The sequence below is a fragment of the Acinetobacter stercoris genome (genome assembly GCF_900323515.1).
In the GTDB taxonomy this organism is placed as follows: Bacteria; Pseudomonadota; Gammaproteobacteria; order Pseudomonadales; family Moraxellaceae; genus Acinetobacter; species Acinetobacter stercoris.
On sequence record NZ_OOGT01000013.1, the window covers coordinates 22,835 to 34,322 of the forward strand.

Below are 11,488 nucleotides of genomic sequence, written 5' to 3' on the forward strand. Positions count from 1 at the left end.
TGCTATGCCATAGGTTGTTGAATCGGAAGTACGATCTGGATACATGTACCAAGATTATACTTGCCAGATGTTGCTGTTATTTGCCCCATATGCGCACCAATAATCGCTTTCACAATAGTCAGCCCCAATCCCGTTCCATACTGGCCACGATCACCTCTTTGCATGGTATAAAACATATCAAATATACGGTTACGTTCATCTTCGGGTATACCTTGCCCCTGATCTGTAATAGAAATCTGAATCTGATGGTCTGTTATTTTTAAAACTTGTAATTCTATTGGAATATCCTCCGGTGAAAACTTGGCGGCATTTTCCAAAACATTAAATATTGCCTGTTCGATCAATGCTGCATGTACAAATAGGCTTAAGTTTTCAGATGGCATTTTTATTGTGACATTGATATATGGCATATAGCGTTTTAAACGGCGTACTGCCGATCCTACCAGTTCATCAACTCCAATCCAGTCTCTCTTCAGACTTAATCCATCATGCCCCAAGCGTGTCATATCCAGTAAATTCTGGATATAGCGATCGAGACGCTCACCTTCCAGATGTATCGCTTCAAGTAAACTATCCTGATCTTTCTCATCCATATTGTGACGATAGTTGGCCAATGTATCAGCAGCGCCAATCATTGAGGCAAGTGGGGAACGTAAATCATGTGATACTGAGGATAGCAATGCTGAACGTAGTTTTTCAGTTTCAGAGTTTACATTCGCAATCTCAAGCTCCTTGGTCAGTTTTGTCCGTGAAATAGCTTGGGCAATATTTTCAACCATGGCTTCAGCCAGACGTTTTTTCTCTATACTCACATCGTATATATCATCATCAAATTTCAGACCTGCTACGCCCAAACATTGCTTTGAAGCTAAAAAAGGTAAAAACCACCATGCATTTTCAGTTAAGGTCTGAGTAAAACGCCCCGAAGGCTGACTATGTTTATATGTCCAATCTGCCGATATTCTTTCTTTATCCGTTAAAACCACTTGCTCTGAAATATATACAGCTTGAGTTTGATCTGGCACATAAATCCAGACTTTGACTTTTAATTTTTCCAAATTTTGCAATGCGATTTCCAGTACCTGATCCAGATTGGCAGCCATAGATAACTTTTGACTTAAATCTTGCAGATAACTGTTATAGCTATTCGCAGCTTTTAATGCAGTAACCTGTTCGCGAAGTCGGGAAGCAAGACGACTCGCAATCAATGCTGCTGCCAGAAATGCCATAATGGTGATTACACCTTGATGCGCCGATATATCGAAAGTAAATTTTGGTGGAATAAAAAAGAAATCAAATGAAATAAAGAGTAAAACCGCAGAACATGTTGCTGCTAGCATACGGGTTCTGGATGCTACAAAAACTACAGTTGTAATAAAAATAACCGAGATCTCACTGATACCAAAATATTTTTCACCCAAACTTGCGATGATGACTCCAATCACGGTTGCCAATAGCACAAAAATAAGTTCTTTCACACTCAGCAAATAAGGCTTATTGAACTGAAGGCGTTTAATTTTCTGATGTGCCTGAACGGGGACTATACTCAATTCAAACTTTGGCTGATATTTTAAAAGCCTATTGGCTAAATTATTTTTTTGACCTTCCCACCACTGCTTTTGTTTATCTTGTGCCAAAACAATCGTGGAAATTCCACGTTCTATTGCATAGTCAGATAACATTTTAGCATGTTGCGTTCCATAGAGAATTTCAGTCCTCCCCCCTAACTGTCGTGTCAGGTTTAAGGCTTTTTCCATTTCTCGATTTTGTTCACTAAGTTGGCTAGTATCATCACCAGAATGATGCTGTAAAAATGCAACCACGGTCCACATGGCTAAACGGTTCTCAGCAATACGACATCCTGCCCGTACCAACGCTTCTGAACACCCTAAACCATCTATAATCACAAGGATATGATTTTTTAAAGGGATAGGTGCTAATCCTTGTAATGCAAAATTCTCACGCACATCACTATCAACATGACTAGCAACTGTTTGCATCGCCAGTTCCCTGAGTGCAGTCAGATTGGATTGGTTAAAAAAACCTTTTAAGGCATGTTCAGCCTGATCTGAAACATAGATTTTTCCCTGATTTAACCGTTCTATCAACTCATTCACAGGCAAATCAATCAGGCGGATATCACGAATTCTCTCAAACACACGATCAGGTACTGTTTCTTTTACCCGAATGCCCGTGATTTGATAAACCACGTCATTCAAACTCTCCAAATGTTGAATATTCATGGTCGTAAAAACATCAATACCTGCATCAAGGAGTTCATTAATATCCTGCCAACGCTTTTCATGGCGACTGCCTGGCATATTGGTATGAGCAAATTCATCTACCAGAACAATTGAAGGTTTCTTTTCCAGCACCGCATCTAAATCCATTTCTTCTAGCTGATGTCCCTGATACTGGATTGTTTTACGTGAAATATATGGCAAACCAGCGACCAGATTATCAGTTTCCATACGGCCATGTGTTTCAACATAACCAATCACAATATCTGTGCCCTGTAGATGCAACTCATGTGCCCGGACCAACATAGCATAGGTTTTCCCGACACCAGGTGCTGCCCCTAAAAAGATGGTTAAACGCCCAGATTGATAACGCTGAGTATGTTGTAGCAGTACATTTGCTTTATTGTTTCTACTTGCACTCATGATTGATCTTTATTCTTGCCCTTATAAACAATCTCGATTTTTTAAACTCATCCTTAACTGTAGTCATGATACACATAAATCTCATCCACTACTGTTTCAGATGGAACTCCATCTATTATTTAGGGTCTGTTAAAACTTCAAACTAGTTGCGGCAAATTAAATCTTCACAGATAGATACCGACTTTTGCGTATGACAACCTGTTTTGATTACTTTCGCCATAACAAAAGTAATCAATGAGATCCAAGAATAGAATGAAGGAATAAAAAGACCACATCGTGTATATTCTTTTTTATTTTTAGAATATTGATCGTTGGGATCATTTAAACATCACTCTATTTGTCATACCTATTCCTTAATCTGATCTAAAGCCAGATTTAACTCAAGCACATTCACACGTGCCTGACCTAAAATCCCGAATGTCGGTTGCTGAACATATTGTTGAATCAAATCTACAACTTCTTGATCAGTCAAATGTCTTGCAGCTGCGATACGCTTAACCTGAATCATTGCCGATTGCACACTAATATCAGGATCAATTCCACTTCCCGATGCCGTTACTAAATCACTTGGAATATGGTTCATATTCATTTGATTTTGTGTTGCAATATTATTCAAACGCTGCTGAACAAGTTTATTCAACTCAGGATTAGTCCTGGCCAAATTACTACCTGACATTTTCATCGGATCATAATTTGAAGCAGAAGGACGTGAAATAAAATATTTATCCTGTGCAAAAGGTTGAGCAACTAAACGCGAACCCAGTATTTTTCCATTATCTTCAATCATGCTGCCATTCGCCTGATCAGGAAAAATAACCTGCCCGAGTCCCGTTGCTATAGCACTATATATAAATCCACACAATCCTAAAGCCACAATACTGAGCCCTATCGAAGCACGTAATAATGATGCGAATGAAAGTTCATTCATTGCTAAATTTTCACTATTCATTTTTTAAACTCCCTATATCACCAAAAACTGGCTGACAATGACATCAATTGCTTTAATGGCAACAAATGGGAGTAATACACCACCTACGCCATAAATCATCATATTACGGCGCAGTAATTGCGTCGAAGTAGAGGGTTTAAATTTTACCCCGCGAAGTGCAATTGGAATCAGAAGTGGAATGATGATGGCATTGAAAATAAGTGCAGAAAGAATCGCACTTTCTGGACTTGCCAATTGCATGATATTCAGTACACCCATTTGAGGAATAGCAGCAACAAACAACGCAGGTAAAATTGCAAAGTACTTTGAAATATCATTTGCCAGTGAAAAAGTGGTCAATGCACCTCGCGTTATTAACTGTTGCTTGCCAATCTCAACCACAGCGAGCAATTTTGTAGGATCAGAATCCAGATCGACCATATTACCCGCTTCTTTTGCAGCCTGTGTCCCCGAGTTCATCGCCAAGCCAATGTCAGCCTGTGCCAATGCAGGAGCATCATTGGTACCATCACCCACCATAGCAACCAGATGACCTCTATTTTGTTCACTACGAATACAGGTCAATTTATCTTCTGGTTTAGCCTCTGCAATATAGTCGTCCACACCTGCCTGTGCTGCAATTGCTGCTGCTGTTAATGGGTTATCTCCTGTCACCATTACCGTCTTGATTCCCATTTCACGCAGACGAACAAATTTTTCTTTTATTCCTTTTTTAATCACGTCCGATAATTCAATCACACCTAATAAATCATGACCTTTTGAAACAACAAGTGGCGTAGCACCTTTAGATGCTACCTGTTCAACACGCGTTTTCAATTCGGCATTTGCCAAAAGATTGTGCCCAGTAAATTTTAAAATTGCATCCAGTGCACCTTTACGGATCTGTTGAGCATTTTGTAGATTAACACCTGATATACGTGTTGAAGCATTAAACGCGATAAACTCGGCATGCTCTGGCTCATTGATTTTTTCCCCAAGTTCTTTTGCAAGTGCAACGACTGACTTGCCCTCAGGTGTAGGATCAGCAAGTGAGGTCAAAACTGCGGCTTGACGTAATTCAGATTCAGAAACACCTGTTAAAGGATAAAATGCTGTCGCCTGACGGTCGCCATAAGTGATCGTACCTGTTTTATCAAGTAACAACACGTCTACATCACCTGCAACTTCAACCGCCTTACCTGATTTGGCGATGACATTTGCTTTTAGCGCACGATTCATACCCGCTATCCCAATTGCAGGTAACAAACCACCAATCGTCGTCGGAATCAAACAGACCAACAATGCAACCAGAACGATGGGGCTAATAGAAATACCAAGAAAGTGACCTATAAACGGCAAACTCAAAACGACTGTAATAAAAGTTACGGTCATGACTGTCAGCAAAATACTTAGTGCAATTTCATTTGGTGTTTTCTGACGATTTGAACCTTCAACCAATGCGATCATACGGTCTAAAAAACTATGTCCCGCTTCAGCTGTAACTTGAACAATGATACGATCTGTCAGTACTTTAGTCCCACCAATTACTCCAGACTTATCTGTACCTGCTTCGCGAAGTACAGGAGCAGATTCACCTGTTACAGCGGCTTCATTAATGGTTGCAAAGCCCTGAATAATTTCACCATCAGCTGGGATCAACTCTCCAGCTCGTACCTCGATCAGATCGTACATTTTCAAATCAGTCGCCGCAATTTGCACACCTTCTTCATCATTTTTTGAAGATAAACGTCGTGCTATCAAGTTCTGACGAGCCTGTCTTAAAGAAGATGCCTGCCCACGCCCTTTAGCTTCTGCAACTGCCTCGGCATAGTTTGCAAAAAGCACAGTAATCAACAAAATGAGCGTGACTGACAAACCAAACCCCAAGTTTGCTTTACCTAATAAAGTGCTGAGGAAAGTAATGACTGTTCCAAGCCAGACAATCGCCATGACAGGATTTTTAAACACATATTGTGGCAATAACTTGATAAAAGCATTTTTCCAGGCTTCGGTTTGAAACAAGGTAGATGTAGAGTGATTCTGAATATTATTTTTTGAGATGTTCATGATATTTCCCCCTTAACCTTGTACCAATACCAGATGATCTGCAATCGGTCCCAGAACCAGAACAGGCATAAATTGTAATAAGGTGAGCATCACCACAATTGCAATCAGGGTTAAAGCAAAAGTAGGAGTTTCTACTTTTAGGCTACCACTGCTTTCAGGTGCCTGACGTTTTGCGGCCAAGCGTGTGGCAATAATGAAAGGAATAATCAGGGTTGGAAAACGACCTAATAGTAATGCGATACTACAGGAAACATTCCACCAGACTGTGTTATCACCCAAGCCTTCAAAACCTGAACCATTATTGGCAAAAGCCGAGACATACTCATAAAGAACCTGAGAAATACCATGAAATGAAGGATTGCTATTTCCAGTGATGCCAGGGAAAAATAAAGTGATCGCTGTGAAAGTTAAAATTATGATGGGTTGAATTAAAATAACTACCGCTAATAGTTTAATTTCTTCAGTTTCAATTTTTCGGCCAAATAATTCAGGTGTACGTCCAGTCATCAAACCGGCAATAAATACAGCTAAAAACAAATAAATAATAAACTGTTGTAAGCCACATCCTATCCCCCCCCATATAGCGTTAATCAGCATGTTTGCGAATGTGACTAGTCCAGTCAAGGGAGCAGCAGAATCATGCATCATACCTACAGAGCCATTATTGACTTGGGTTGTTACAGCAGCCCAAAGTGCTGATGAAGCTCCACCAAAACGCATTTCCTTGCCTTCCATAACAGAAATTTGCGAGGCAGTTGGAGAAATACTTTCCAACCAGATTGCACTTGTTGCCGAAATAATTGACATAAGCAGCATTGATCCAAAAACAAAAGCTGCAAATTTGGGACGTTTTGTAAAAAATCCCAACATGAATATGACGGAAACAGGAATCAGTAAAATCGCCAACATCTCCATAAAATTCGATAATGGCGTTGGATTCTCTAATGGCACAGTGCTATTTGGTCCATACCATCCACCACCATTGCTTCCAAGCTGCTTGATTGCAACCATAGGTGCAACAGGACCAAGCGGGATTTTTTGAGTTTTCAGTTCTGAGGTCTGATCCAGAACCTGAACTTCTGGTCCACCCTGAAATGTGGCAGGGACTCCCTGACTATTTAAAAGCAGTGACCAGACCATACATAATGGGATTAAAAAACGGAATGTCGGACGAATCACATCTGCCCAATAGTTTCCTACATTGATTTTTGCAACACGGCTTGAAATGTCTGTCGTCTGTTCTTGGGCAGAAACCTCATTTGATTTATTAAAAAATAAAGCTCTTAATGTTGCGACTACCATCGCCAAACCCATCATTGGTGTGATGATTTGTAAGCCAACGATCCCGACCATTTGCGATAAGTAAGACAATTGAGCTTGCCCGGAATAATGCTGCTGATTAGTGTTGGTTAAAAATGAAATCATGGTATGCAATGCCAGATCCCAAGACATATTTACTGCATGATTTGGATTGAACGGTAACCATGCCTGCAGCATGAATATAAACCAGACGATCATGCCAATAACAAAACAACTCAACAGAAAACTTAAGATATAAGTTTTGGCATTCATTCCTTGTTTAGGATGTGTACCTAAGGCGGCATAAATTGGCTTTTCAATCCAGTTGAACAACAGATCGCTTTTCATCTCACGTTGCGACATAATCGCCGCAAGATAACAACCTAATGGATATGCCAGAATTATGACAAGCAATAAAAGTAATATGAGTTCTAACATGTCTTTTCTCCACGTATGAAGATGACACATTTCGAGTAGTTATTATTTATACGTGCAGATATCGCCAAGCATATGCTTTGATGCTTTACTTTTTGATAAGCTATGGTTTTAGCACACATCTTTTTTGTCCTGAACATCGGGTTATTCCAATGCCAAGTATGTAAAAAAGATGCGTAAACTCTCTATTTCAAGTGTAGACTGTAGCGTAAAATTTGCATAAATTTTTATAAAAAGATCTTGAAAGCTTTCACTGAATAACTGTTTATTATCAATTTAAACCATTTCTAAACTTAAACTGTTCTAATTCAATCTGTGCCTTACGATACTCCCACTCTTTTTTCCGGGTTTTATTTTTAAGTTCTGCATAACGTTTTTTATAATCTTCCCTATCTGTTTCTTTAAGCTTTTTTTCATCCGAATAATCTTGCAAGCGCTCGAATTCATCCAGACTATTCCTGTAATCTTTTTCTGCCTGATAATAATTATGTGCGGCGTCATAATAAGGTCTTAATCCTGCACGATACTGACTTGGACATACTTGATAATTGCCACCCCCATTGAGCGCTTCATAAAAAATATTTTGGGCTTGGCAGAAAGTTTCCAATCCTAGACGATATCCATGTTCATATTCTGTCTGATCCGGTAATACATTCACCTTCTGACATGCTTTATAATAACCTGCTATTTTTGACAAATGCCCCCGACTCCCGTCATCCTCACCTTTTACAAACCAGTTTGTTGTTTTACATTCTTCTACACTCATTGCTGTGCAACCAGATAACAGCAATACACTTCCCACCAAGCTCAAAGACTTCATCAAAAATACCCACTCATCTTTAAATTTTATATAAACTAAATTGATTTGAAATTATAAGTTTTTAATGACTGGAAAATTATATATTTCATGTTGGAAAACCGGATCAGGCCAAATATCATTCATCGGGATTTTAACATCCAGAGCCAAAGGCAGTTTTTTCGGATTAAACTGCATTTCACTTAAATGATGCCCCCATGCAATCAAATCTACATCCAGACTAATCTGATGAGATGGACGAACACGTCCAGACCGGGTTTCCATCTGTTTAAGCAAATCTATCATTGCACTATAACCAAGCTTGGTCTTTAGTAAACATGCAGCATTCCAGTAATCAGCACCGATTCCATCCCGACACGGGATTTCATAAATTTTTGAAAACCGGATATCCCCCAATTGTTTTAATTGGGCAAAAGCAGTATGAAAATGTTGTTTGGGATTAAAATTACTCGCCAGAGCTAGAGCAAAAATCGTTTCGGTGACGTTCAAGACGAATTCCTACAGAATGAGCTTCTGCAATAATCGCAGGCTTACGGATGGTAATTTTAATCGATTCTATCGCTTCAAAGGTAGTAAAAAGCGCATCCATAACCAATTTTGCAGCATGTTCGATTAATTTTGGTGCAGCATCAATAATCACTTTTGCTGATATTTCACATATTTCAGCATAATTGAGTGTATCGACCAACTCATCAGAATCTGCAGCCTGCTGCAAATTTGTAGAAATAACCAGATCCAGCATCAAAGGCTGCTTGATCTGCCGTTCCCAATTAAAACACCCGACTACAGTTTCAACTTTTAAGCCTTCTATAATAATCGAATCCATCGATTCCCCTAAAATATTCAATTCTTAGCTTGCTATATTCCCGCTCGTCAAATCAGAAAGGGATTTATCAAACAGCCCCTGCCAGGGGCTTAGATGAATCATAAAAAATTAATGTTTTAATAACAACGAAGGATCCATTTGCATCTGCAAACGTTGATCTGCATAGATATCGGTATAAGGTGCAAGTACACGCATGAAACGGTCAAAATACAGCATCTGTTTAAACAATAAGGCAAAATCCCGTGGGAAACGTATTCCGTGGCGTTCACCCACAGCAACCATATCCATCATGATATCATTAAGGTCGGAAGGTTTAGATGCGAGTAACTCCTGTGGATCAGCCATTAATACTCCACTAAATAGACGTTCTATATCCTGTGCAAGAACTTGAGTATCTATCTGCTTACTGGTCGCACCCATTTTCAGCATATTTTCTGCCATTGCCTGATAATCAGTTTTTTGCAAGGAATCCATAAATGCAATACATGCTGACCAGACTTCTGGGTTGAGTTGTCCAACTATTCCAAAATCAATAAAACCAACTCGTCCATCTTCAAGCAGCATCAGATTTCCTGCATGCAAATCGGCATGAAAACTATTACACATCATCAAACTGCCAAACCAGGTATTCATGGCAGTAATCAAGACTTGAGAAGGGTCTTTTGAATATTGTTTAACGATTTCAAAATCGGTCAAAGGTACACCATACAAACGCTGCATGGTTAAAACACGACGTGTTGAATATTGATGATAAACTCTTGGTGCAGTCGCCGCCTGATTATTGGTTAATTGCAAATACTCCCGGAAATCTTCAAGATTTTTTGCTTCTTCAATAAAGTCAACTTCACGTACCATACGTGTTTTGATTTCTTCAACAATATCAGCCAAAGATGCAAATTTAACCTTAGGGACAGCTTTTTCTAAAATTTTGGTTGCCCAATGCAACACGTTTAAATCTGTATATAAAATCGTTTCAACACCAGGCTTTTGCACCTTGATCACTACATCCTCACCGCTCACCAGTTTTGCAGCATGAACCTGTGCAATAGATGCCGAAGCAAGGGGCTTTTCTTCAATCGAAGCAAAAATCTCAGTCAAATCACGGCCAGCAAACTCGGAAGCAAGCACCTCTTCAACATAACTAAATGGTAGCGATGGTGTTTGGTCTAGGCAGCCTTGAAACTCTTCGACATATTCACGTGGGAAAAGTGATGGTGTACTGGCAATAAACTGACCGAGCTTGATGTAGGTTGAGCCGAGAGATTCAAACGTTTCTCGCATCAGTTTTGCATTACTCGGTTTTTCTGTTGCATATTTAATGCCTGCTTTTGCCGCTACAACAGCCGTTTCACCCATTCGGGCAACCGAACGTAGTCCATCCAACCAGATATTTTTTTTCATAGTGTCTTTGAAACGCCAATTTTCACCAAGTGTACCAAAAAAGTTTTAACTATGGTCGAATCTTGCCTGACAAACAGTACAATCAACGTCCTTTTCAAAACTCAGAATTTTTTGCTGCATCGTTAAACCATCCCATAACAATAACTTCTGTTTCAAAGGTGTTTTGTTTAAACCTAAATACAAAAGTGCATGGTGTGCCTGCAAGGTAGCCATAACATTGGGGGTGGTTGCCAATACCCCCGAATCAGCGCACCTAAAACCTTCGTCAGCGTGGTGCTCTTTGGGAAATAGACATTCATAGCATGCACTTTCCCCTTCAACCATAAATAACTGTCCCTGAAAACCAATCGCAGATGCACTAATTAAGGCAACATCATGTTGTTTACATACAGTATTAACCAGATAACGCGTTGTGAAATTATCACAACCATCTAAAACCAGATCCTGACTTGCAATTAAATCCGCTGCATTTTTTTCATCCAGATTTGTATAATAGACATCTACCTTGATGAATGGGTTAATAAGCTTGAGTCTTTTTGCCAAAATTTCTGCTTTATAGAAGCCAATATCTTCTGATGTATAGGCAATTTGTCTTTGTAAATTACTCGTTTCGATCTGGTCATGATCAATCAGGGTAATTTTACCTACCCCAGCCCGGGCTAATAGTTCCCCTGTTGCACAACCAATACCACCACAACCGACAATCAGTACATTTGAAAATTTAAGCCTTTCCTGAGCATCAATATCCCACCCATCCAGTAATATTTGCCGGCTATAAAGATGCATTTCATCATCACTTAACTCAAATTCACTACCCAGCTTTGCCACGTATTTGTCCTGATCGTTTTGCAAAATCATCGACAAAAATTATAATGGAAATGACATCAATTAAGCAGTGTCTTTTTATAGCAGTTTTTCATCCCGCCTTCTAAATTATCTAGCTCAATCGCTTTACAAGTACATATAAAATATAAAACTGCTAAAATTTTATAGATTTCTTGAATCATATCAATTATTGAATTTGTTTATTAATTACTCATACATCCTTTCTG

Annotated in this window: 9 protein-coding genes; all 9 read right to left on the reverse strand. The window is 39.3% G+C overall.

Going from position 1 to position 11,488, the window contains the following annotated elements; all coding sequences use genetic code 11:
• Nucleotides 1-2 precede the first annotated feature (2 nt).
• The 9 genes from KPC_RS02565 to KPC_RS02605 all read right to left on the reverse strand — a co-directional run bounded on the left by KPC_RS02565 (nt 3) and on the right by KPC_RS02605 (nt 11,222).
• Nucleotides 3-2,663, reverse strand: a complete 2,661-nt coding sequence (locus KPC_RS02565; RefSeq protein ID WP_121972869.1) for a sensor histidine kinase — start codon at nt 2,661-2,663, stop codon at nt 3-5.
• Between the two features lie 346 nt (nt 2,664-3,009).
• Entirely contained in the window at nt 3,010-3,612 is a 603-nt protein-coding gene (kdpC, locus tag KPC_RS02570) for a potassium-transporting ATPase subunit KdpC (RefSeq protein WP_121972870.1), read from the reverse strand.
• Between the two features lie 12 nt (nt 3,613-3,624).
• Complete coding sequence (gene kdpB, locus KPC_RS02575; protein ID WP_121972871.1) at nt 3,625-5,658, reverse strand: potassium-transporting ATPase subunit KdpB; 2,034 nt, start codon at nt 5,656-5,658, stop codon at nt 3,625-3,627.
• Between the two features lie 12 nt (nt 5,659-5,670).
• Nucleotides 5,671-7,395 carry a potassium-transporting ATPase subunit KdpA gene (gene kdpA / locus KPC_RS02580; RefSeq protein WP_121972872.1) on the reverse strand — a complete coding sequence of 575 codons (1,725 nt, stop codon included), beginning with the start codon at nt 7,393-7,395 and terminating at the stop codon, nt 5,671-5,673.
• Nucleotides 7,396-7,663: 268 nt separating this feature from the next.
• Nucleotides 7,664-8,212 (reverse strand): DUF2799 domain-containing protein, encoded by a 549-nt coding sequence (locus tag KPC_RS02585; protein WP_121972873.1) that lies wholly within the window; start codon nt 8,210-8,212, stop codon nt 7,664-7,666.
• 51 nt (nt 8,213-8,263) lie between these two features.
• Nucleotides 8,264-8,698 (reverse strand): 2-amino-4-hydroxy-6-hydroxymethyldihydropteridine diphosphokinase, encoded by a 435-nt coding sequence (locus tag KPC_RS02590; RefSeq protein WP_121972874.1) that lies wholly within the window; start codon nt 8,696-8,698, stop codon nt 8,264-8,266.
• Nucleotides 8,655-9,035, reverse strand: coding sequence for a dihydroneopterin aldolase (folB, locus tag KPC_RS02595; protein WP_121972875.1), 381 nt, complete (start codon nt 9,033-9,035; stop codon nt 8,655-8,657). The genes KPC_RS02590 and folB overlap by 44 nt, the downstream gene beginning before the upstream one ends.
• A gap of 108 nt (nt 9,036-9,143) precedes the next feature.
• A complete protein-coding gene (locus KPC_RS02600; protein WP_121972876.1) occupies nt 9,144-10,436 on the reverse strand; it encodes an ABC1 kinase family protein in 1,293 nt (430 codons plus the stop codon).
• A gap of 45 nt (nt 10,437-10,481) precedes the next feature.
• A complete protein-coding gene (locus tag KPC_RS02605; protein ID WP_174507591.1) occupies nt 10,482-11,222 on the reverse strand; it encodes a HesA/MoeB/ThiF family protein in 741 nt (246 codons plus the stop codon).
• Between the last annotated feature and the right edge of the window lie 266 nt (nt 11,223-11,488).

Bases quoted from the DNA above. Each gene is read 5' to 3' on its own strand.
- KPC_RS02565 (WP_121972869.1), bottom strand. From the start codon at position 2,663: ATGAGTGCAAGTAGAAACAATAAAGCAAATGTACTGCTACAACATACT.
- kdpC (WP_121972870.1), bottom strand. From the start codon at position 3,612: ATGAATAGTGAAAATTTAGCAATGAATGAACTTTCATTCGCATCATTA.
- kdpB (WP_121972871.1), bottom strand. From the start codon at position 5,658: ATGAACATCTCAAAAAATAATATTCAGAATCACTCTACATCTACCTTG.
- kdpA (WP_121972872.1), bottom strand. From the start codon at position 7,395: ATGTTAGAACTCATATTACTTTTATTGCTTGTCATAATTCTGGCATAT.
- KPC_RS02585 (WP_121972873.1), bottom strand. From the start codon at position 8,212: ATGAAGTCTTTGAGCTTGGTGGGAAGTGTATTGCTGTTATCTGGTTGC.
- folB (WP_121972875.1), bottom strand. From the start codon at position 9,035: ATGGATTCGATTATTATAGAAGGCTTAAAAGTTGAAACTGTAGTCGGG.
- KPC_RS02600 (WP_121972876.1), bottom strand. From the start codon at position 10,436: ATGAAAAAAAATATCTGGTTGGATGGACTACGTTCGGTTGCCCGAATG.
- KPC_RS02605 (WP_174507591.1), bottom strand. From the start codon at position 11,222: ATGCATCTTTATAGCCGGCAAATATTACTGGATGGGTGGGATATTGAT.